Genomic DNA, 20,980 nt, shown 5'->3' on the forward strand with positions numbered 1-20,980 from the left:
CTTAAAGTTCGCGGGGCTCGCCGGTTCCCATGTACTTGGACAGTTGGTGGTGCAGGTTGACGGTGCTGCGTTCGCGGTAGGGGTTGGGCCGGGTGCCGGGGAAGCCCAGCGACTTCATGCCCTGTTGCACCGCGGCCATGTTGGAGAAGTCCTGCGGCAGCACCGAGAGCCAGTTGGGGCTGTCCTTGGGGGTGTACTCCCACTCGGTCTGCGGCTCTTCGCCTTTCGGATACAACTCGAGGGTGGCCACCTCGAAGATGCACTTGTTCGGGTCGTAGCTCGGATGCGGCCTGGCGCTATAGCACAGCGCGGTGGTCAGTCCCTGGCCGATCTGGAAGTTGGGGAACACCTGCCAGGCCGTGCCCGCCTGCCCGAGGATGTCCGCCGGGATGGTGGGCCAGATGACGCCGCGCGCCTCGTCGTCGCGGCGCGCCGAGGCCAGCCAATGTTCGAGCACCTTGTCCGGCGGCGTGCCCTCGGGCAGTTCGTCGACCAGCCGCTTGGCCGCGTTCACCAGGGTTTCGGTGGTGGTCGCGTTGGTCTGCTCCCAGGTGTACATCTGCATCTCCGCGGTGGAGACGCGCGGGTCGTCGCCGGTGCCCAGGCGGATCTTGGACTTGGTGGCCTCCATGTCCTTGGGCGCGTCGTAGCCGATGTTGCTGTGCTTGCCCTGCGCCTTGGCCCAGCCCTTGAACTCACCGAACTTGTTGAACTCCGGGTGGGTGGTGAACACGTGGTAGGTCTCGTTGAAGGCCTCCAGCGCAACCTTCCAGTTGCAGTCGAAGTACAGCCACTTGCGCCACTTGTAACGCATGTTCTCCAACCCGAACGGGTCGAGGATCTTGGCGGCCGGGAACAGGTAGTCGGCCAGCGGTTCGCAGTCGGGGTCCATGTTGACGAACAGCCATCCGCCCCAGGTGTCGACCTGGACGGGCACCAGATGGGTGTTCTCCGGCGTGAGCACGCCCTTCCAGTCGTCCTGTTCGCGGATGTGCGTGCAGGCACCGTCGAGACCATAGGTCCACCCGTGGAAGCCGCAGACGAACGACTTGCGGGCCCGGCCGCAGGCGTTCTTCGCGTCGTCGGGGGTGTCCACCAGGCGGCGGCCGCGGTGCATGCAGACGTTGTGGTGGGCGGTGAAATCCTCTGCCGACGAGCCGGTTCCGGTGCGCACCACCAGGATCGAGTCGTCGAGGATGTCGTAGGTGAGGTAGCCGCCGACTTCGGGAATGTCCTCGACCCGGCCCACCTGCTGCCAGACCTTGCGCCACAACTTGTCCCGTTCGGCGCGCGCGTACTCCGGCGAGGTGTAGGCCTCGACCGGGATGGTCACCGGGCTGGACAGTTCCTCGGCCGACTCGACGTCGATTCTCGTGGCGTCCATGGCGTTGATGTCCTGGGTCATCCGATCCTCGCTTTCGCTCGTGGCACTTCTCAGGACTCCCACCGGGTGATGGCTGCGCGGAAGGAGTCGTCGGCAAGAAACAGCGACGTGTTGTCGGCGCCCAGATGCGTCCAGCGCAGGTTCAGTCCGCCGTCGACCAACAGCGCCTGGCCGGTGATGTAGCTCGACAGCGTCGAGAGCAGGAACAGGATGGCGCCGGCCTGCTCCTCCGGGGTGCCGCGCCGTCCCATCGCGATGGCGCGCCGGTCCCGTTCGGGGTCGGCGGCCACGTAGGTCCCCGAGGCCGGGGTCTCGGTGACGCCGGGGGCGACGACGTTGACGCGGATGTCGGCGTCGGCCAATTCGACGGCCATCGTGCGGGTCGCCGCGACCACCGCGGCCTTGGCCGTGCCGTAGGCAACATGGAACGGGGCGGTGTTGATCCCGCTGATCGAGGAGACCGAGACGATCGAGCCGGGCAACTGGCGCGCCCGCAACTCGGCGGCCACCGCCTGGCTCATGAAGAACATGGTCTCGAGGTTCTGCGCGAACAGCGCGCGCCAGTCCGCGCGGCTCACCCGGGTGCTGGGCATCCAGGTGCCGGGGGCCGCGCCGCCCGCGACGTTGACCAGTCCGTACAGGTCGCCCTCGGCGTCGCGGGCGCGCCCCAGCACGGTGGCGATGCCCTCGTCCGTCGCGGCGTCGGCGGCCACCGGCACGACGTCGAACCCCTCGGCGATCAGGGGCCCGATGTGCCGATCGAGGTTCTCCGGCGAACGGCTGACCGCGATCACGGTGGCCCCGGCCCGCGCCACGGTACGGGTGACCGTGGTGCCGATGCCGCCACCGCCGGCTCCGGAGACGATGACGACGCGGTCCCTCAACCCCAACAGGTCGGCTTCCACGACTACCGCACCCGGCTAATTGTCCGGACAAAAAACGCATGTGCACTCATTTGAGAACATCATTCTTTACCAGCTCGTCGCTCGTCAAGGCCCGATCGGGAAATCGTCTGTCGCTATTGTCTGGACTTATCCGGGTTGCTAATGTCCCAGCCGTGAACGCCTCGCCGACCCGCTCCGGCCTCTTTTCGTCGACCCTCGAGAGCGCCGCGGGCTGGCGCGTCGATCGGCTCACCGCGCCGAGTCGGTTGTTCGGCGCCAACGGGCTGCGCACCGGTCCGGACGGCCGGGTCTACATCGCCCAGGTCACCGGCAGTCAGATCAGCGCGCTGGACCTCGGTTCCGGAGAACTGGATGCCGTCAGCCCCAAGGGCAGCGACATCGTGGCCCCGGACGATGTCGCGTTCGCCGACGACGGCACCCTGTTCGCCACCGAGGTCATGGACGGCAGGGTCAGCGCGCTGGAGAACGGCCGCGCGCGGGTACTGCGCGACGATCTGCCCTCGGCCAACGGCATCACGGTGCACCGCGGCCGGCTGTTCGTCGGGGAGTGCCGAGAAGGTGGCCGGCTGTTCGAACTCGACCCCGGCACCGGCGCGGCGCGGCTACTCCTCGAGGACGTGCCCTCCCCCAACGCCATGGAATTCGGCCCGGACGGACTGCTCTACTTCCCGGTGATGGGCGCCAACGAGATCTGGCGCATCGACCCCGACCAGGCCGGCCCCATCACCGTGGAGAAGGTGGCCGGCGATCTCGGCGTCCCGGACGCGGTGAAGTTCGACGCGCAGGGACAGATCGTCTCCACCCAGGTCGCCAGTGGCCAGGTGCTGCGGATCGACCCCCGCTCCGGCGCGCAGACCGCCCTCGCGACCCTCACCCCCGGCCTGGACAACCTCACCTTCGCCGACGGCAGGCTGTTGGTCTCGAACTTCACCGGCGAGATCACCGAGATCCTCGACGGCGGTCATCGCACCCTGCTGCCCGGCGGGCTGAACTGGCCCCTGGACCTGGCCGTCGGCGCCGACGGCGGGCTCTACGTCGCCGACGGCACCTACTTCTACCGGCTGACGCCCGAGGGCGCGCTGCAGACCGTCGGCATGCTGTTCAGTCCCGGCTATCCGGGGTTCCTGCGCGGCCTGACACCGTCGGGAGCCGACGAGTTCACGGTGACGACCTCCGGCGGTCAGGTGGCCCGCTACCGGCCCGCCGCCGCTGAAACCGAGTATCTCGCCGACGGATTCGACCAGCTCTACGGGGTGAGCCTGGCACCCGACGGCGCCGCGGTCGTCGCCGAACTCGGCACCGGCCGCGTGCTGTCGGTGCGCGCCGGCGAGGTCACCGAGTTGGCCTCGGAGCTGGCGGATCCCGTGGGCGTCTCCGTCGATGCCGACGGTGCCGTCCTGGTCACCGAGTCGGGCGCGGGCCGGGTGGTCCGACTGGGCGACGGCGGCGCCGAACCGGTGCTCGAGGGGCTGGTCTGTCCGCAGGGCATCGTCGAATCCCACGGCCGGCTCTACGTCGTGGATGCGGGCAGCAAGGCCGTCATCGAATTCGATCCCGGCAGCGGCACCCGACACACCATCGCCGCGGGCCTGCCGTTGGGCGCCCCCGCCGGGGTCACCCCCAAGCCGTTGTTGGGGATGCCGCCGTTCTCCGGCCCGCAGGGCCCGTTCGCCGGCATCGCCGCCGGGCCCGACCGCACCCTGTTCGTCTCGGCCGACGGTGACGGCAGCGTTCTGGCCCTCCGCCCCACCGACCGGTGAGCCGATGACCGCGGCCCGCACCTCCGATCCTCGCTACCTGCAGGTCGCCCGCGTGCTCCGGCAGGAGATCGTCGACGGCATCTACCCCGTCGGTTCCCAGTTGCCGACAGAACACGCACTGTGCGAACGCTTTTCGGTGAGCCGCTACACGGTCCGGGAGGCGCTGCGCCGGTTGCGCGAGGACCATCTGATCTCCTCGCGGCCGCGCGCGGGCACCCTGGTGGTCCCGCGGACCTCCACCAGTTCCTATGCGCAGGACGTGATGTCGATCGACGACCTGATGGCCTTCGCCACCGGGGCGCGCTTCGTCATCCACGCCAACAAGATGCTCACCGTCGACGCGGACCTGGCCGACCGCACCGGCCTGCCGATCGGCGAGGAGTGGTTGGCGGTCGGAGGCTATCGACAGGTCGAAGGCGCCCCGAATCCGGTGTGCTTCACCGAGTACTACATCAACCGGTCCTTCGCCGCGGTCGGCCGACTGCTCCAGCGCCACCAGGGTCCGGTGTTCCCGCTGATCGAGGACATGTTCGGGCGCAGCGTCGTCGAGGTACATCAGGAGATCGCGGCCGTGCTGATGCGCTCGGACCTGGCCGCACGACTCGACGTCGACCCGGGCACCGCGGCGCTGGAGTTGCGGCGCACCTACAAGACCTCCGACGGGGAGATCGCCCAGGTCACCATCAACACCCACCCCTCCTCGCGGTACCGCCACACGATGACCCTGCGCCGGGTCGAAAGCTAGTGCCGGCCATGACGACCCGCGGCGACGGGGAACCGCGACCGGCGGCGAGCACCCTGGCCGACGCGCTGCGCGACGCCGCCGCGCGCAGCCCCGACCGGGTGCTGGTGGTCGATGGCGAGGTCCGGTTGACCTGCGCGGAGTTGCACCGGCAGGCCGCGGCCCTGGCGCAGTCGCTGCTGGCGCGGGTGCAGCCCGGCGCCGTGGTGTCGTTCATGCTGCCCAACTGGCACGAGGCCGCGGTGATCTATCTCGGCGCCACCATGGCCGGGCTGGTCGTCAACCCCATCCTGCCGTCACTGCGCGACCGTGAGCTCACCTTCATCCTCGACGACGTCGACTCGCGGATGATCTTCATCCCGCCGACCTTCCGCGGCCACGACTACGCGGCGATGCTGCGGCGCGTCACCGCGCAACTCTCCGCCCCGCCGGAGGTGGTGGTGGTCCGCGGCGACGAACACACCCCGTACGCCGACCTCATCGACGACGCACCGCAGCGCCCCGAATTCCCCGCGTTGGATCCCGACGCCGTCCGGATGGTGCTCTACACCTCGGGAACCACCGGGCGCGCCAAAGGTGTTCTGCACAGCCACAACTCGCTTAACGCCTTGATCGGCCAGCTGCGTGACCACTGGTACGTCGATCCCGGCGACACCTTCCTTGTGCCCTCACCGATCGCGCACATCGGCGGCTCCATCTACGCCTTCGAATGTCCGCTGCTGCTCGGCACCACCGCGGTGCTGATGGACCGCTGGGAGCCGAACGCGGCCGTGGCGCTGATGACCGCCGAACGCTGCTCCCACATGGCCGGCGCCACCCCCTTCCTGGTCGATCTGCTCGCCGCCGCCGAGCGTGCCGCGACCCGGCTGCCGGACCTGAAGGTGTTCATCTGCGGCGGCGCCTCGGTCCCCCCGTCGCTCATCCACCGCGCGACCGGATATTTCGAGCGCGCCGTGGTCAGCCGGGTCTACGGCTCCACCGAAGTGCCGGTGACCACCGTCGGCTCGATGCGTCCCGGCGACGTCGTCCATGCGGCCGAGACCGACGGGCGCCCCGGGATCGCCGACGTGGTCCTGGTGGACGGCGAGATACGGGCCCGCGGCGCCCAGATGCTGTGCGGCTACCTGCATCCGGCGGACAACGAGGCGGCGTTCGACGAGCAGGGTTACTTCCGCACCGGGGATCTGGGCGCCTGGGTCGACGACGACTACCTGGTGGTCACGGGGCGGGCCAAGGACATCATCATCCGCAACGGCGAGAACATCTCCCCCAAGGAGATCGAGGATCTCCTGATCGCGCTGCCGGAGATCGCCGAGATCGCGGTGGTGGGTCTGCCCGACGCCCGCACCGGCGAGCGGTCCTGCGCGGTCATCGTGCCCGGACCGGCCGGCCCGCCGGATCTGGACCGGTTGCGCCGCGCCCTGCTGGCGCACGGCGTGGCGAAGTTCAAGATCCCTGAGCAGGTGGAGATCTGGGAGCAGCTCCCGAAGAACGATGCGGGCAAGGTGCTCAAGCATCGGATCCGCGCGACGCTGACCGCAGCCGTGGAGGCGGGATGAGAGGGGATTCGCAATGCAGGTGGCAATAGTCACCGGTGCCAGCAGTGGCATCGGATTCGGTTGCGCGACACTGCTGGCCGAACAGGGCATGGCCGTCCTGGGCACGGGCCGCGACGAGGCGCGGCTGGCCGCCCTCACCGAGGCGGTGACCGCGGCGACGGGCGATCCAGACCGGGTGGCGACCCTGGCGGTGGACCTCACCGCCGACGACGCCCCGGCGCGCATCGTCGAGACGGCGTTGCAGCGGTGGGGCCGGATCGACTTCCTGATCAACAACGCCGGTGTCGGCAGCCCCAAACCTCTGCACGAGACCGATGACGAATCCCTGGACTACTTCTTGGGTCTGATGCTGCGGGCCCCGTTCCGGTTGGCCCGGGACGTCGTCGGGCACATGCAGCCGGGCTCAGCGATCATCAACATCACCTCGACGTTCGCGGTGGTCGGGGGACTGCGCGGTGGCGCCTACTCGGCGGCCAAGGGCGGCCTGACCGCATTGACCACGCACATCGCGTGTCAGTATGGGCCGCAAGGGATCCGGTGTAACGCGGTGGCCCCCGGGGTGACCGTGACCCCCATGGTCGAGCAGCGCCTCGAGGACGAGCGGTTCCGCAAGATCAACACCGAGATGACACCGCATCAGCGGCTGGGCCGGGTCGAGGACATCGCCGCCACCGTGGCCTTCCTCTGTTCGCCGGGTGGCGCCTTCATCAACGGCCAGACCATCGTCGTCGACGGCGGCTGGAGCTCCACCAAGTATCTGTCGGACTTCGCGCTGAGCTCGGAATGGGTTCCGCGGTGAACGTTTTCACCATGCTGGAGGCCGCCGCGACCCGCCATCCCGACGAGGGGGCGCTCTACCTCGGCGAACAGCGGGTTGCGACCTGGCGCGAGCTCCGGGACCGGGCGCTGCGGCTGGGCGCGGCGCTGCGCGACTCCTGCGAACCCGGCACCCGCATCGCGGTGGCCAGCGAGAACCGGCCGGAGATCGTCGAATTGCTGTTCGGCATCTGGGCGGCCGGCTGCGTCGTCGTGCCGATCAACTTCAAGCTGCACCCGCGGGAGATGGCCGACATCCTCGGGGACTGCGAGGCGGCAACGGTCTTCGCCTCCCCCAAGATCGCCGCGGAGTTGGCCTCCCACACCGACGTTCGCATCGAGGTCGTCGGTTCCGCGGCATACCTGGGCCGATTCGACACCGCGATCCAGCCCGCCGCCGACGTCGACCCGGCGGCGCTGGCCTGGCTGTTCTACACCAGCGGCACCACCGGTCGATCGAAGGGTGCGATGCTCACGCACCGCAACCTGACCGCCATGACCGTCGCGCACCTCGCCGACATCGACGCCCCGGACAACGGTTGCGCGCTGGTGCACGCCGCGCCGATGTCGCACGGCTCCGGGCTGTACATCCCGGCGTACGTGCTGCGCGGCGCCCGCCAGGTGGTGCCCGCCTCCGGGGCGTTCGACGCCGACGAGTTCCTGGACCTGTGCGCGGCGCACCCGGGTTGCGCCGCCTTTCTGGCGCCGACCATGGTGCAGCGTCTGGTGGACACCGGCCGCGGCGCGCCGCCCACGCTGCGCACCATCGTCTACGGCGGCGGGCCCATGTACGTCGAGAGCCTCAAGCAGGCGATGGCCGCGTTCGGTCCGATATTCGCCCAGATCTACGGGCAAGGTGAGTCACCGATGACGATCACCGGCCTGCGGCGCGCCGACCACCAATGCGGGGAGGACGCGATCCTGGGCTCCGTCGGCACCGCCCGGTCCGGGGTCGAGGTGGCCGTGCTGACCGAGGACGGAACCCGGGCCGCCCCCCACCAGATCGGCGAGATCGTCTGTCGCGGTGACGTTGTCATGGCCGGGTACTGGAACAACCCGGACGCCTCGGCGGCCGCACTGGCCGGCGGTTGGCTGCACACCGGCGATCTGGGCTCCTTCGACGACCGGGGTTACCTGACGCTGCGCGACCGGTCCAAGGACGTGGTGATCAGCGGCGGATCCAACATCTACCCCCGCGAGGTCGAGGAGGTGCTGCTCGCGCATCCCGCGGTGCGGGAGGCATGCATCGTCGGCGCACCGGACGCCGAGTGGGGCGAGGTGGTCGTCGCCTTCATCGTCGGCGACGTTGCCGCGAGCGCGCTCGACGCGCACCTACTCGAGCGGATCGCCCGCTTCAAGCGCCCCAAGCGGTATCTGTTCGTCGATGAACTACCGAAGAACAGCTACGGCAAGGTGCTCAAACGCGAACTGCGGGCCCGGCTGGCGTGACGGGCAACCGCCCCCCTACAGCCCCGAATAACCGGAACCGCCGACGAAGAACCGCTCGGTGCGCTCGGCGGCCGGCGCCGCGATCGACGCCAGCGCGTGATTCTTGAAAACGTGTGCCGCCGCGGTGAGCTGGTGCTCGGCCACAACCGCCCGATGGCCGACGCCGGCCGGCAACTCGGCACCCCAGAAGGTCACCTCGGTGCCGCGCCGCAGCGCGGTGCTCACCTGGCGGCCGATCCGCGGATCGCGGGCGCACATCTCGGCCGACACCGCCAGTGCCTGCGGTCGGTAGCCCGTGGCGCGCGCCTCCGTCAACGCCGCCTCGAGATCGAAAGCGCGCGCACCCAGTATCGACAGCGGCCGGACGTCGTCGGGTTTCGGCAACAACACGTTGACCTCCCACCCGGCCATCACCCGGTCGAACATCCAACCACCGGACGTCGACACGGCCTCGATCACCGAGGACGCGACCATCGTGAGCTGGTATTTCAGCGAAGACTCGGCGGGGGTGGCCCCGCCCGCGTACTCGTCGTGCACCAGGGTGGCGGGCATCGCTGAATCCTCCGTAGGGGCTGACCGAGCTAGCAGTCCCTCGAGCGTGACAGTTTTCTCGCGATATGTAAAGGCTCGATTTGGTCTCGACGGCCCGGACCCGCGTTACAGCTTCAGGGCCGACTGTCAACCCCGGTCAACGGCCCGGCCTACCGGCGGCCGCTACGCCATGGCCGAGGACGGGTTGCTCACCTGGTCGAACCGCATCCGGACGGTGGTGCCCGTCGGAGAAGAATCGATGACCACCTCGTCGGCGAGGGCCTCCATGAGCGGGATCCCCCGGCCGCGCAGCTGCGGGTTGCCGTCGTCGGACGGCTCCCGCCAGGCCCCCTCGTCGGTGACGGTGACCGTCAACGAATCATTGGCCGGGTCGCAGCGCACCGTCAGCGTGACGGCCCCCGGCTTGCGATGGCGGCGATAGGCGAATTCCGCGGTATTTGCCAACGCCTCGTTGACCGCCAACACCAGATCGGCGTGCCGATCCGGGGCGAGTCCGAACTGGCGCAACCACCGGCTGAATTCCTCGCGCATTCGGCCGACGCTGACGGCGTCGGCAACATCGCTGTGGTGGCGGGATTCTGCGGCGGCGGGCATGGCGTGAGGTGGTTACCCGAATTCGCCGGCCACTACGCAGCCAACTCGGCCAACGCCTTGTCCAGCGTCGGGTACACGTCGACGATGTCGGTGACGCCCACCAATTTCAGCGGGCGACCGGTGACCGGACCGTCCGCGACCACGGCGAACGTGATCCCTTCCGGGGTCTGCTGGCGGGCGGCGATCAACACGCTCATGCCGGCGGAGGCCAGGAATTCGACATCGGTGAGGTCCACCACCACCGCGGCCGGCTTCTGCGCCACCACGGTGGAGATCCGCTCCTCGAGCTTCGGCGAGGTGAGCATGTCCACCGTGCCGGCGGCGGAGACCACCGCGACCCGGTCGAACCACTTCTCCTCCACCACGCAGTCGGGCGGCAGGATCACCTCGTCGGCGATGTTCGATTCATCTGGCATCAGAGCACCTCACTGTTTTCGCGCACATGCGTTTGCGTCACGTCTGCAAGGCTGCGGGTTGAACCTGGCAAGGTCGTTCTCGAGAACAATACTGTCCTGTCCATGGCCACTTCGCGACAAGGGCTGGTACACGCTCTCTTGCCCCACGTTGCGGCCATCTTTTTGGCTTTACCTCTACGATCTGGTTCATCATACGTTTATCCGCCCCACCGACCCGTGTAGGACCGACGCCGTGAACCGACCTTCCAGCCCCGCCACTGCGGGGGGCGCCGTCGAGGACAACTCGACGCGGCAGCGGATCCTCGCGGCCACGGCCGAGGTGCTGGGCCGCAGCGGGCAGGCCAAGCTCAGCCTATCGGATGTCGCCCAGCAGGCCGGGGTGTCCCGGCCCACGCTGTACCGCTGGTTCGCCTCCAAGGAGGCGCTCTTGGACGCGTTCGCCGTGTACGAGCGGCAGATGTTCGACACCGGCATCAGCCGCGCCACGGCGGGGTTACGCGGGAGCGACCGCCTCGACGGCGCGCTGCAGTTCATCGTGGACTATCAGCACTCGTATTCGGGGGTCCGCGCGGTCGACATCGAACCCGAGGTGGTGATCGCGCGGCTCGGGCAGGTCATCCCGGTGATGCGGGCGCAGTTGGAGCGGCTGCTCACCGGGCCCAGCGCGCCGGTCAAGGCCGCGACCGCCATCCGGGTCGCGGTGTCGCATTACATCGTGCGCAGCGACGACGACGACGGCTTCCTGGACCAGTTGCGGCACGCGGTCGGCATCAGACCTTCCCGCTGACGCCCCGGCCCGATCACGCGATGATGATCGCGCCGCCGAACATATCCAGCAGCACCCCGGTGCGCCACCACACCAGCGCGACGAACAACGCCAGGAACGCCACGGTCACCGTGGCCGCCACCGCGTTGCGTTGCCGGGCGGGCGCGTAGACGAAGGCCGCCGCCACCAGCGCGCCGGCGACCAAGCCACCGAGGTGACCCTGCCAACTGATGGCCCCGACACCGGTCAGCGGCGCGACGAACGTGATGACCAGGTTCAGCCCGATCAAGATCACCACGCCGCGGACATCGAGGTTCAGCCGGCGGCCCACCACGAACGCCGCGCCGAACAGGCCGAAGATGGCGCCCGAGGCGCCGGCGGTCGCGGTATTGATCGGCGAGAGCAGGTACACCAACAGCGAGCCGCCCAGCGCGCTGAGCCCGTAGAGCAGGCCGAAGCGCAGCCGTCCCAGGGCCAGTTCCAATTGCGGTCCCACGATGTAGAGCGCCAGCATGTTGAACAGGATGTGCATGGCCCCGTAGTGCAGGAACGCCGACGTCACCAGGCGATAGACCTGTCCGTCGGCGACCGCCGGCGGCCACAACGTCAGCTGCCGCTCGAACTGCCCGGATGCCATCTGCAGGACGAACATCACCACGTTGATCCCGATCAACGTCCAGGTGACCACCGGTTTCCCGGAGGCGTGCAGGCGGCCACCCAGCACGGTGCGCGGCTGCCGCACGGTTGCGGCTCCGGCGCGCACGCAATCCACGCACTGGTGGCCGACCGCGGCGGTCCGCATGCAGTCCCCGCAGACGTAGCGGTGGCACCGGGTGCAGCGGGCATAGGTGGTCCGGTCGGGGTGCCGATAGCAGACCGGGGCCTGCGCCGGCGGGCCCGGCACGCTGGGGTGACTCATGCCCACAAAGGTACTGGCCGCGCGGTGACCAGCATCGTCGTGGCTCGACGCAGCCCGGCCGCGAACCGCCGGCGCCGGCCTAGGTTTCGGGTTCCGGTTCCGGCGCCTCGACCAGCAGTGCCATCCCGTGGTGCGGCGGCATCTCGACGGCAAAACTGTGCAGGTCGTCGATCGTGGCGAAGGCGTGTCCGCTGAACATGTCCGAGACCGTCGCGCCGGGCGGCAAGGTGTCGGAGCGCACCGTCCCGGCGATCGGTTCGTCGGCGAAATTCAGCACGGTCAGCTGATGCTGCTGGGGATCCTCGAGCTGGTGCACCATGACCAGCATGGCTCGATGCGACACCTCGGGGATGTCGATCTGCCGGCTGGTCGCGATGCCGTAGTGCGAGCGGACCCGCAGGATCGCCCGCAGCTGACGCAGGAAACTGGTCTCGTCGGCGAGCTGTTCCGGGATGGAGCCGTAAAGACTTTTCCCCCTGGGCATTCCGGCCATCGACCCGGTGGCTCCGGGGTTGACCCCCATCAGGTCGTGCGCGGCCCGGTGTATCCAGCGTGTGTCGCCGTACCGCATCAACTCGGCGACGTCGTCAGCGGGCAGGGTGAGCATGCCGCACAGGTCCCACCCGGACAGCGCGAACACCCCGGGCTGCAGGGCGTTGAACATGGCCAGCAACAGGTGCGCGCGGCGCACGCGGTCCACCTCGGCGGGATCGTCGAGCTCGTCGAGATCGGTGATGCCGAGGGTCGCGGTGATCAACGATGCTGTGGTGCAGGCGATCCCGTTGGTGGTGAACACCCGGTTGTAGGGGGCGTGCTCGCCGGTGAGCTTCTCGGTGAGATCGGTGCGGACGATTTCGCCCAGTTCCTCGCCGGTGACCTCCGCGTTCTTGTAGATGTAGCGGTCGTCGCGGTGACCGGTCGACCAGTGCACCAACTCGTAGGTCAGCTCGTCGTGGTTCTGCAGCGCGTGCACCAGCGACGCAGGGTCCACGCCGAGTTCCAGTGTGGTGCGCAGCGTCAACCGCAGGAACTCGGTGTCGGCGGTGGCGAACGCGTGCTGGTAGGCGGGCCGGTTGATGAAGTCGTAGGACAGATCGGCGCCATCCTCGCCGATCTGCTTGATGTCGTCGATGGTCAGGTTCAGCTCCTGGAAGGTGAACCCGCCGAGCTTGCGCACCATGCTGGCGATCAGATGGTTGGCCGCCTCCGAGAGTGGATGCCCTTCCGACCACCCCGGGTTCTCGTCGGCGGCGGTCTTCTCCGCGCCCAGGAAGCCGTTGGCGTCCAGCCGCAGCCCCCCGGAGCCGAGGTCGGTGAGGGAATGCAGCGCGTCGCCGATGACCAGCCGCATACCGGCGAAGGACGGGTCCAGCCAGTTGATCGACGGCTGCCCGTCCTTGAAGTAGTGCAGGTACACCCAGCGGCGTTCGACGCCGTCGACCCCGAGCACCGGGCGGGTCACGCTCCAGTTCGTCTCCTTGACGCCTTCGGCGTAGAAGATGACCCGTTGCAGCCGGCCGATGATGTAGCCGGCCTTGTCCAGCCAGTCCTCGCAGGCCGCGTCGATGTTGACCGAGTCCGCGCCGGGGGGCACGTCGGGCAGATGCTCCCAGTCCCGCGGGTCGACCTCGACCATGTGGTAGATGCCCGGGTAGTCCGCGTACTTCATCTCGGCGAGCCGGAAGTCCGCGCCCTTGCCGGTGTGGCCGGGCACGATGTCGTCGATGATGGTGCCGCCGTACCAGTTGGCGGTGCCGCACAGGGTCCGGAAGTCGTCCTCGGTGCCGAACGCGGGATCGATCTGGGTGCTGATCCGGTCGAAGTGACCGTCCACGCTGGGGGTGTGCGACCACCCGGAGATTCCGCCGGCACGTTTCACCGGCCCGGTGTGCACGGCCTCGATACCGATGTCGGCGAACGCCTTCCACATCGCCTCGTCCGCCATCGCCTTGAGGAACGATTCGTCCGGCCGGGTGATCAGCGACAAGGGGTAGGCAGTGAACCACACCGAGGCGGTCTCCACCGCCGCCCGGGGCATCGGCGTGGCGTACGGGTTCTGCCACATGGACCCTTGCCCGGAGAATTGCTGACTGATGGTGTTGGCGTCGGCGAGCATCGACTGCGACAGCAGCCAGGACACGTACGCGGGATTATCCGCCGCAGGGGCCCCCTCCTGGCCGAGCGACTTACGGGTGAACGCCGCCTTGACCCGGGGCCGGTAGCGCAGGGTGCGCGGCCGCGCGGGATGCAGATGCTCGTCGAAAGTGAGCTCGGGCGAGTCGCTGGGCTGCTCCGGCTGGTCACCGGACACCGATTCCACCGGTTGCGACATGGAGCTCCTTCCTGGCATATCCGGAATCGCTCGGCCGATTCGGACCGCGTGTTCCAACGAGACTACGGACGGCCGGCCTCCGATGCCCTGGCTCGCCATCGCCACCTCGGCCAGTATTGCCACGCCGAGGGTCGGTCGAAACGCCACGCGGGTAGCGAATGACCATTCGACGCTTGACCTTTACAACCAACCGCTCCGGTGTCACGCTGAGCGAATGACTGCGCCCACGGCGGCCGGGGCGGCGGCCCGCACTGGTGACGAGGCCGCCGACACCGTGTTCACCTTCTGCCGGTTCTGCCTGGCGTCCTGCGGTGTCGAGGTGACGGTCTCCGACAACCGGGTACTGAAGATCGCCGCCGACAAACAACACCCGCACAGTTGGCGCGACTTCTGCGCCAAGGGCCGCAACGCGCACCAACTGGTCGAGCACCCGCGCCGGATCCGCACCCCGATGAAGCGCGTGGGCGACCGCTACGTGGCCGCCGGCTGGGACGAGGCCATCGCCGACATCGCCGCGCGGATGACCGCGCTGATCGCCAGCGACGGCCCCGACACCATCGGCGTCTACTACGGCAATCCCGCGGGGTTCTCGTCGTCCAACCTGATCTTCCTCAACGGCTGGCTCGACGGGATCGGGACCCGGAGCCGCTATTCGGTGGGCTCGGTGGACCAGAACGCGTTGCACGTGGTGGCCGAGGCGATGTACGGCTCGGCCGTGATGGTGCCGGTGTCCGACATCGACGCCTGCGACTACTTCCTGCTGATCGGCACGAATCCCGCTGTCAGCGCCTGGAATTGGGTGGAGACGGTGCCCGGTGGGTGGCGCCGCGCGCTGCAGCGCCAACGCGACGGCGCCAAGATCGTGGTGGTCGACCCGGTGCGCACCGAAAGCGCCGATCAGGCCGACACCCACCTCGCCGTGCGCCCCGGCCAGGATTGGGCGCTGCTGCTGGCGATGGTGAAGGTCATCCTCTCCGAGCGCCTCGAGCATCGGCAGGACTGCATGCAGCGGGTCACCGGGATGGCCGCGCTGCGCGACCTGATCGATGACGTCGACCTCGACGACCTGGCCGCCCGCTGCGATGTGCCGCGCGCGCTGATCGAGCAGACCGCCCGCGACTTCGCCACCGCGCGGGCCGCGATGGCCGTCACCCGAACCGGGGTGTCGCTGCATCTCGCCGGCACCGTCGGCGAATGGCTCGGGCACGTGCTCAACGTCGTCACCGGCCGGATGGACCGCCCCGGCGGGCGCCGGTTCGAGCCCGGCTACCTCGATGCGTTGCGGTTGGCCGGGCTGGCCAAGACGCCCGATCACCGCAACCGGGTCTCCGGGCGGCCGATGGTCGCCGGCGCGCACACGCTCAGCGACCTGCCCGCCGAGATCACCACGCCCGGCCGCGGCCGGATCCGGGCGATGGTGATCGACGCCGGCAACCCGGTGGTCTCGGGTCCCGACGGCGGCGCGCTGGACGCGGCGCTGGGGCAGCTGGACCTGTTGGTCGCCATCGACCTTGTGCAGCGCGAAAGTCACCGGCACGCGCACTGGCTGTTGCCGGCGGTGCACTGGCTGGAACGCGACGACCTGTTGGCACTGACCAGCAACATGCACGACGAACCGTTCGTGCAATACGGAACCAAGGCGGTCGAGCCGCCGCCCGAAGCCCGGCCCGAATGGCGGATCTTCGTCGACCTGGCGATCGCCATGAAGACCCCGCTGTTCGGCGCCCGCGGGCTGAACGGGTTCATTCGCGCCACCCGTGTGCTCGCGCGGCGTACCGGTCGCCCGGGCCTGGAGTTCGGTCCCGGCTGGTTGGACCGCGTCATGGTGGCGGCCTCACGGAAGGTCAACGGGCGCAAACTGCGGTGGCGCGATCTGACCGAGAACCCGCACGGCCGGGTGCTGGGGCCGCGCGAGTACGGCCACTTCGCGGCGGCGCTGCGCACCGAGGACAAGAAGATTCACGTCGCGCCCGCCGAACTCGTCGCGCGCGCCCGGCAGTTGTCGGCCGAGCCGGCGCCCGTGCCGCCGGCCGGCTATCCATTCCAGCTGGGCAACCGCCGGCACCGGCATTCGATGAACTCCTACCTCAACGAACTCCCGGGCCTGCACCCCGGCGGGCGCGGCAACCGGGTGCTCATGCACCCCGACGACGCGGCCGAGTTGGGTATCGCCGACGGCGACGCCGTGCGGGTCTTCTCGGCGGTCGGCGAGGTGGAACTGTCCGCGGAGCTCAGCGACCGGCCGCGGCGGGGCCTGCTGATCATCGATCACGGCTGGGGTTCGCGGGTGTTCGATCCGACCGGCGCCGGTGCGCCGCAGGCCCACGGGGTGAACCGGAACCTGTTGATCTCCGCGGACCCGGTGGATCCGCTGTCCCAGACCCCGGCCCTGAGCTCGGGGTACGTCGGCGTTCGACGCTGCGGCGACAAATGAGCGCCTACACTGAGCGCTTATGAGGTCTAAGCAATCCGTGGGGCTGGCCGCCGCGCTGGCCCTCGTGGGCTGGTGCGCCTCCGCAGCGATCGCTGTCGCCGATCCCGATCCCGCACCCGCCCCCGGCCCCCCGCCGGGCCCCCAGACGACATTCGAGGGCGATGGCACCTACGCCGTCGGCACCCAGATCCTGCCCGGGACCTACCGCTCGGCCGGGCCCGTCGAGGGCAGCGCCTGCTACTGGAAGCGGGTCAGCGGCGAGAAGCTGGTCGACAACGCCATGAGCAAGAAGCCTCAGGTGGTCAAGATCGAGGCCGGCGACACGTCCTTCCGGACCAGCGACTGCCAGCCGTGGAACAAGATCGAGGACTGCCTGCCGGGCTGCGGCCCGCAGGGCGCCAACCCGGCCGCCATCCTCGGCCAACTCGGCCAACTGGTGCTCGGCAATCCCGGTGCGGCCACCGGTCAGGCACCACCCACCGGGCCGGCGCCCGCCGCGTCGAGCCCGGCACCCGGCGCGCCGAAGCCGGCTCCCGCCGGACCCAGCGGCACCGGCCCGGCCCCCGGCCCAGCCGCCGGCGCGGCCGAAGCCCCCGGTGCCGCCGAAGCCGGTTCCTGACCCATTTCCACCAGCCGCTACGGCGGCCGCCCGGTGACCTTTTAGTAGGGTGACGCGGGTGAGCACGCCGTCGTCGCGCGTCCGCCGACTGCGCGGCGCCCTGATCGGTGGCTGTTCGGCACTGGTCACCGCGGCGGCCCACGCCGCCGCCGGCGGCGGACTCCCGGGCGGTGGCACCCTGATGGTGCTCACCATCGGTTCGGTCACCGTCGGCGCCATCGCAAGCCGGTTCACCGTCGAGAACCGGCGCGGCCAACTCGGTGCGCTCGTCGCGGCGCTGGGCGTCGCGCAGGCGTTCGGGCACCTCGCTCTGGCGCTCACCGGCGAGCACGCGCACGGTCCCCTGCTGCCGTCGCTGCCGATGCTGCTGCTGCACACCGCGGCCGCGGTCGGCCTGGCCGTGCTGATCGCCGCCGTCGAGCACCTGTATTCCGTCTGCGAGTCGGTGTTGTGCTGGCTGCGCCTGATCCTGGTCGGCGGGTCCACCCCGCTCGTCAGAATTCCCCGTCGTCGCGCGAAAAACGTTGTCGCGCAATCTGTTCTCGTCTACTGCGGGAGGGGCATGCGCGCCCCGCCCGGTGTTGCGTCGATCGGCTGAGCCGACCCCTTCACCGCCGCCGGATGCTCCGGCGCGATGTCCTTGTGCACCAACCCCGACCCCGGTCGGCGTTGTGCTTCCTTTTTCGACGTAACCGAAAGCGCACCATGACCACAACCGAATCCGAAAAGCCTCCGTACGACGAGCCCAGTCCACCGGGCCGCTGCGCGCCACCGCCCCGGCCGCACGGCTTTGCCGCGCTGCTGCGCCGGCTGCACTTCTACGCCGGCGTGTTCGTCGGCCCCTTCATCCTGATCGCGGCGGTGACGGGGCTGATGTACGCCCTGATTCCGCAGCTCGACACCTATGTCCATCGCGACCATCTGACCGTCGATCGCGTCGGCGACCAGCGGCTGCCGCTGGCCGACCAACTCGCCGCGGCCCGCGCCGCACACCCGGAGGGCACCGTGGCGAGCATCCGGCCGCCGGGGGCTCCCGAGGAGACCACCTGGGTCACCCTGGCGGTCGACGACGTCCCGCCCGACTACCAACGCACGGTCTTCGTCGATCCGTACAGCGCCGAGGTGCGCGGCGCACTGACCACCTACGGGCAGTGGCTGCCCACCCGGGCCTGGTTCGACGAGTTGCACCGCAACCTGCATCTGGATGCCGTGGGCCGCCACTACAGCGAGCTGGCCGCCAGCTGGCTGGGCATCACCGCGCTGGCCGGCCTGTGGTTGTGGGTCGGGCACCGGCGTCAGACCGGGTCCTGGCGGCGGATCGCGGTGCCCGACCGCGGGCGAAAGGGCCGCCGCCGCACCCGGTCCTGGCACGCCGTGATCGGGGTGTGGATCCTGCTGGGCCTGCTCGGCCTGTCGCTCACCGGGATCACCTGGTCCCGGTATGGCGGCGCCTCCATCGACTCGGTGCAGCAGGCGCTGGGCGGCACCGCCCCGGCCGTGGACACCACGCTGGGCGAAACGGCCGCTACCGCCGCCGCCGGGCCGCACGCGCAGCACGGCGGACCGGCGGGCGAAGGTGCGGATTTCCTGACCGGCGCCGATATCGCGCTGCACGCCGCCCACGACGCCGGCCTGCGGGAACCGATGTGGATGTATCCCCCCGCCGAGGCCGAACAGGGCTGGCTGGTCGCGGAGAAGAAGCGGGACTGGCCGACCCGCAACGACGCCGTCTCGGTGCACCCGGAGACCGGGGTCATCACCGACCGGGTCGACTTCGCGCAATGGCCCGTGCTGGCGAAACTCACCCGCTGGGCCATCGACACCCACATGGGGATCCTGTTCGGGGTACCGAACCAGATTGTGTTGGCGCTCATCGCAATCGGGCTCATCGTCCTGATCGTCCACGGCTACCGGATGTGGTGGCAGCGCCGGCCAACCCGCGGCGCGGCGTGGGCGATGGGACGCCCGCCGTTGCGCGGCGCGATCCGCAGCCTGTCGCCCGTGACCACAGTGGCGCTGGCGGCCGCCGCGATCGCGGTGGGCTGGTTCCTGCCGCTGTTCGGCCTGAGTCTGCTTGCGTTCGTCGTCGTCGATGCGATCATCGGTGGCGTCAAGCGCCGCACGCCCGACCGGGTCGCGGCGGACTGAGCAGAGGAGCGCGGATGCCCGACGGCGACCTACCGGACAACCATCTCGAGTTGCTTCGCCGTCGGGCACTCACCGAGGACGCCGCCCGGCCCGAGGCGGTGCAACGTCGCCACGCCGCGGGGGCCCGCACCGCCCGGGAGAACATCGCCGACCTGGTCGATCCCGGCTCGTTCGTCGAGTACGGCCGGTTCGCGATCGCCGCGCAGCGCCAACGTCGTCCCGTCGACGACCTGATCGCGCGGACCCCGGCCGACGGCCTGGTGGCGGGCACGGCGCGGGTCAACGGCGCGATGTTCGGGCCGCAGCGCAGCGCCTGCGCGGTGCTGTCCTACGACTACACGGTGCTGGCCGGCACCCAGGGCGTGTTCGGGCACCGCAAGAAGGACCGGCTCTTCGACCTGATCGAGCGGATGCGGCTGCCCACGGTGTTCTTCGCCGAGGGCGGCGGCGGCCGTCCCGGCGACACCGACTACCCGACGGTGTCCTCGCTGGAAGTGCGGGCGTTCAAGCTGTGGGCGGTGCTGTCCGGGCTGGTCCCCCGCATCGCCGTGGTCAAGGGCCGCTGTTTTGCGGGCAACGCCGTCATCGCGGGTTCGGCCGACCTGATCGTGGCGACCGCCGACACGTCGATCGGGATGGGCGGTCCGGCGATGATCACCGGCGGCGGCCTGGGCGACGTGCCGCCCGACGAGGTGGGGCCCATCTCGGTGCAGGAACCCAACGGCGTGGTCGACGTGGTGGTCGCCGACGAGGCCGAGGCGGTGGCGGTCACCAAACGTCTGCTGTCCTACTTCCAGGGACCCGCCGAGCCGGGGCCGGTCGCCGATCAAACCTCTTTGCGCACAATCCTTCCCGAACGCGCCCGCCGCGCCTATCACGTCGACCCGATCATCACCACGCTCGCCGACCAGGACAGCGTGACGTTCCTGCGGCCGCGGTTCGCGCCCGAACTCGTGACCGCCCTGGGCCGCATCGACGGGCGCCCGGTCGGGTTCATCGCCAACAACACCCGGGTCATGGCCGGGGCCATCACCGCGCCCGCCTCCGACAAGGCGGCGCGCTTCCTGCAGCTGTGTGACGCCTTCGGGTTGCCGGTGGTGTCGCTGGTGGACTGCCCGGGGTTCATGGTGGGCCCCGACGCCGAGGCGCAGGCGCTGGTGCGGCGCGCGTCGCGGATGCTGGTGGCCGGGGCGGCGCTGGAGGTGCCGTTGATCGCGGTGATTTTGCGCCGCGGCTACGGGCTGGGCGCCCAGGCCATGGCCGGCGGCAGTCTGCAGGAGCCGCTGCTGACGGTCGCCTGGCCGGGCGCGCACCTGGGCCCGATGGGGCTGGAAGGGGCGGTTCGCCTGGGCCTGCGCAAGGAACTCGAGGCCATCGCCGACCCGGCCGAGCGCGAGGAACGGGTACGGCAAGCCACGGCGTCCGCGCAGCAGAACGCCGCGGCCCTCAACGCAGCAACGATCTTCGAGATCGACGACGTGATCGACCCCGCCGACACCCGGGAACTGATCGTCGCCACGCTCGAGGCGGCGACGCTGCACGACCGCGGGCCGCGACGCACCCGGTTCGTGGACACCTGGTAGGA

General features: G+C 69.8%; 18 protein-coding genes. 11 read left to right on the plus strand and 7 right to left on the minus strand.

Going from position 1 to position 20,980, the window contains the following annotated elements; translation table 11 throughout:
* Position 1: 1 nt before the first annotated feature.
* Positions 2–1,405, minus strand: coding sequence for an aromatic ring-hydroxylating oxygenase subunit alpha (locus tag R2K23_RS22530; RefSeq protein WP_316512752.1), 1,404 nt, complete (start codon positions 1,403–1,405; stop codon positions 2–4).
* Between the two features lie 29 nt (positions 1,406–1,434).
* Complete coding sequence (locus R2K23_RS22535) at positions 1,435–2,289, minus strand: SDR family NAD(P)-dependent oxidoreductase (protein ID WP_316512753.1); 855 nt, start codon at positions 2,287–2,289, stop codon at positions 1,435–1,437.
* A gap of 38 nt (positions 2,290–2,327) precedes the next feature.
* On the opposite strand from R2K23_RS22535, the gene R2K23_RS22540 reads away from it, so the two are divergent.
* From R2K23_RS22540 to R2K23_RS22560, 5 genes are read left to right on the plus strand one after another with little or no spacing between them, the layout of a single operon-like run.
* Entirely contained in the window at positions 2,328–4,049 is a 1,722-nt protein-coding gene (locus R2K23_RS22540) for an SMP-30/gluconolactonase/LRE family protein (RefSeq protein WP_396892600.1), read from the plus strand.
* 4 nt (positions 4,050–4,053) lie between these two features.
* On the plus strand, positions 4,054–4,794 hold the full coding sequence (locus tag R2K23_RS22545) for a GntR family transcriptional regulator (protein WP_316512756.1): 741 nt from the start codon (positions 4,054–4,056) through the stop codon (positions 4,792–4,794).
* An 8-nt stretch (positions 4,795–4,802) separates the two neighbouring features.
* Entirely contained in the window at positions 4,803–6,350 is a 1,548-nt protein-coding gene (locus tag R2K23_RS22550) for an AMP-binding protein (protein WP_316512758.1), read from the plus strand.
* Positions 6,351–6,363: 13 nt separating this feature from the next.
* Positions 6,364–7,149, plus strand: a complete 786-nt coding sequence (locus R2K23_RS22555; RefSeq protein ID WP_316512761.1) for an SDR family NAD(P)-dependent oxidoreductase — start codon at positions 6,364–6,366, stop codon at positions 7,147–7,149.
* On the plus strand, positions 7,134–8,615 hold the full coding sequence (locus R2K23_RS22560; RefSeq protein ID WP_316512762.1) for an acyl-CoA synthetase: 1,482 nt from the start codon (positions 7,134–7,136) through the stop codon (positions 8,613–8,615). The genes R2K23_RS22555 and R2K23_RS22560 overlap by 16 nt, the downstream gene beginning before the upstream one ends.
* Before the next feature lie 15 nt (positions 8,616–8,630).
* On the opposite strand, the gene R2K23_RS22565 is transcribed toward R2K23_RS22560, so the two are convergent.
* The 3 genes from R2K23_RS22565 to R2K23_RS22575 form a co-directional block, all read right to left on the minus strand.
* Positions 8,631–9,167: a hypothetical protein gene (locus tag R2K23_RS22565; RefSeq protein WP_316512763.1), complete on the minus strand. Its 537-nt coding sequence runs from the start codon at positions 9,165–9,167 to the stop codon at positions 8,631–8,633.
* Positions 9,168–9,329: 162 nt separating this feature from the next.
* Positions 9,330–9,761: an ATP-binding protein gene (locus R2K23_RS22570; RefSeq protein WP_316512764.1), complete on the minus strand. Its 432-nt coding sequence runs from the start codon at positions 9,759–9,761 to the stop codon at positions 9,330–9,332.
* Between the two features lie 32 nt (positions 9,762–9,793).
* Positions 9,794–10,177 carry an STAS domain-containing protein gene (locus R2K23_RS22575; protein ID WP_316512765.1) on the minus strand — a complete coding sequence of 128 codons (384 nt, stop codon included), beginning with the start codon at positions 10,175–10,177 and terminating at the stop codon, positions 9,794–9,796.
* Positions 10,178–10,409: 232 nt separating this feature from the next.
* Between R2K23_RS22575 and R2K23_RS22580 the strand changes: the two genes are divergently transcribed.
* Positions 10,410–10,964 (plus strand): TetR/AcrR family transcriptional regulator, encoded by a 555-nt coding sequence (locus R2K23_RS22580; RefSeq protein WP_316512766.1) that lies wholly within the window; start codon positions 10,410–10,412, stop codon positions 10,962–10,964.
* A 13-nt stretch (positions 10,965–10,977) separates the two neighbouring features.
* Here R2K23_RS22580 and R2K23_RS22585 read toward each other — a convergent pair whose 3' ends face one another.
* Both R2K23_RS22585 and treS read right to left on the minus strand, forming a co-directional pair.
* On the minus strand, positions 10,978–11,862 hold the full coding sequence (locus R2K23_RS22585; RefSeq protein ID WP_316512768.1) for a rhomboid family intramembrane serine protease: 885 nt from the start codon (positions 11,860–11,862) through the stop codon (positions 10,978–10,980).
* Between the two features lie 79 nt (positions 11,863–11,941).
* Positions 11,942–14,194, minus strand: coding sequence for a maltose alpha-D-glucosyltransferase (gene treS / locus R2K23_RS22590; protein WP_316512770.1), 2,253 nt, complete (start codon positions 14,192–14,194; stop codon positions 11,942–11,944).
* Between the two features lie 214 nt (positions 14,195–14,408).
* Here treS and R2K23_RS22595 point away from each other — a divergent pair, with 214 nt between their 5' ends.
* The 5 genes from R2K23_RS22595 to R2K23_RS22615 all read left to right on the plus strand — a co-directional run bounded on the left by R2K23_RS22595 (position 14,409) and on the right by R2K23_RS22615 (position 20,978).
* A complete protein-coding gene (locus R2K23_RS22595; protein WP_316512771.1) occupies positions 14,409–16,628 on the plus strand; it encodes a molybdopterin-containing oxidoreductase family protein in 2,220 nt (739 codons plus the stop codon).
* 19 nt (positions 16,629–16,647) lie between these two features.
* The gene (locus tag R2K23_RS22600) at positions 16,648–17,247 is read left to right on the plus strand and encodes a hypothetical protein (RefSeq protein WP_316512773.1); all 600 of its coding nucleotides are present in this window, start codon (positions 16,648–16,650) and stop codon (positions 17,245–17,247) included.
* 58 nt (positions 17,248–17,305) lie between these two features.
* On the plus strand, positions 17,306–17,845 hold the full coding sequence (locus R2K23_RS22605) for a hypothetical protein (RefSeq protein ID WP_316512774.1): 540 nt from the start codon (positions 17,306–17,308) through the stop codon (positions 17,843–17,845).
* Between the two features lie 107 nt (positions 17,846–17,952).
* A complete protein-coding gene (locus R2K23_RS22610) occupies positions 17,953–19,395 on the plus strand; it encodes a PepSY-associated TM helix domain-containing protein (RefSeq protein WP_316512775.1) in 1,443 nt (480 codons plus the stop codon).
* A gap of 14 nt (positions 19,396–19,409) precedes the next feature.
* On the plus strand, positions 19,410–20,978 hold the full coding sequence (locus R2K23_RS22615; protein ID WP_316512776.1) for an acyl-CoA carboxylase subunit beta: 1,569 nt from the start codon (positions 19,410–19,412) through the stop codon (positions 20,976–20,978).
* The last annotated feature ends 2 nt before the right edge of the window (positions 20,979–20,980 follow it).

It is taken from the genome of Mycolicibacterium sp. MU0050, from assembly GCF_963378085.1.
GTDB lineage: Bacteria > Actinomycetota > Actinomycetes > Mycobacteriales > Mycobacteriaceae > Mycobacterium > Mycobacterium wendilense.

Bases quoted from the DNA above. Each gene is read 5' to 3' on its own strand.
- R2K23_RS22530 (WP_316512752.1), bottom strand. From the start codon at position 1,405: ATGACCCAGGACATCAACGCCATGGACGCCACGAGAATCGACGTCGAG.
- R2K23_RS22540 (WP_396892600.1), top strand. From the start codon at position 2,328: ATGTGCACTCATTTGAGAACATCATTCTTTACCAGCTCGTCGCTCGTC.
- R2K23_RS22545 (WP_316512756.1), top strand. From the start codon at position 4,054: ATGACCGCGGCCCGCACCTCCGATCCTCGCTACCTGCAGGTCGCCCGC.
- R2K23_RS22550 (WP_316512758.1), top strand. From the start codon at position 4,803: ATGACGACCCGCGGCGACGGGGAACCGCGACCGGCGGCGAGCACCCTG.
- R2K23_RS22555 (WP_316512761.1), top strand. From the start codon at position 6,364: ATGCAGGTGGCAATAGTCACCGGTGCCAGCAGTGGCATCGGATTCGGT.
- R2K23_RS22560 (WP_316512762.1), top strand. From the start codon at position 7,134: ATGGGTTCCGCGGTGAACGTTTTCACCATGCTGGAGGCCGCCGCGACC.
- R2K23_RS22565 (WP_316512763.1), bottom strand. From the start codon at position 9,167: ATGCCCGCCACCCTGGTGCACGACGAGTACGCGGGCGGGGCCACCCCC.
- R2K23_RS22570 (WP_316512764.1), bottom strand. From the start codon at position 9,761: ATGCCCGCCGCCGCAGAATCCCGCCACCACAGCGATGTTGCCGACGCC.
- R2K23_RS22575 (WP_316512765.1), bottom strand. From the start codon at position 10,177: ATGCCAGATGAATCGAACATCGCCGACGAGGTGATCCTGCCGCCCGAC.
- R2K23_RS22585 (WP_316512768.1), bottom strand. From the start codon at position 11,862: ATGAGTCACCCCAGCGTGCCGGGCCCGCCGGCGCAGGCCCCGGTCTGC.
- treS (WP_316512770.1), bottom strand. From the start codon at position 14,194: ATGTCGCAACCGGTGGAATCGGTGTCCGGTGACCAGCCGGAGCAGCCC.
- R2K23_RS22595 (WP_316512771.1), top strand. From the start codon at position 14,409: ATGACTGCGCCCACGGCGGCCGGGGCGGCGGCCCGCACTGGTGACGAG.
- R2K23_RS22600 (WP_316512773.1), top strand. From the start codon at position 16,648: ATGAGGTCTAAGCAATCCGTGGGGCTGGCCGCCGCGCTGGCCCTCGTG.
- R2K23_RS22610 (WP_316512775.1), top strand. From the start codon at position 17,953: ATGACCACAACCGAATCCGAAAAGCCTCCGTACGACGAGCCCAGTCCA.
- R2K23_RS22615 (WP_316512776.1), top strand. From the start codon at position 19,410: ATGCCCGACGGCGACCTACCGGACAACCATCTCGAGTTGCTTCGCCGT.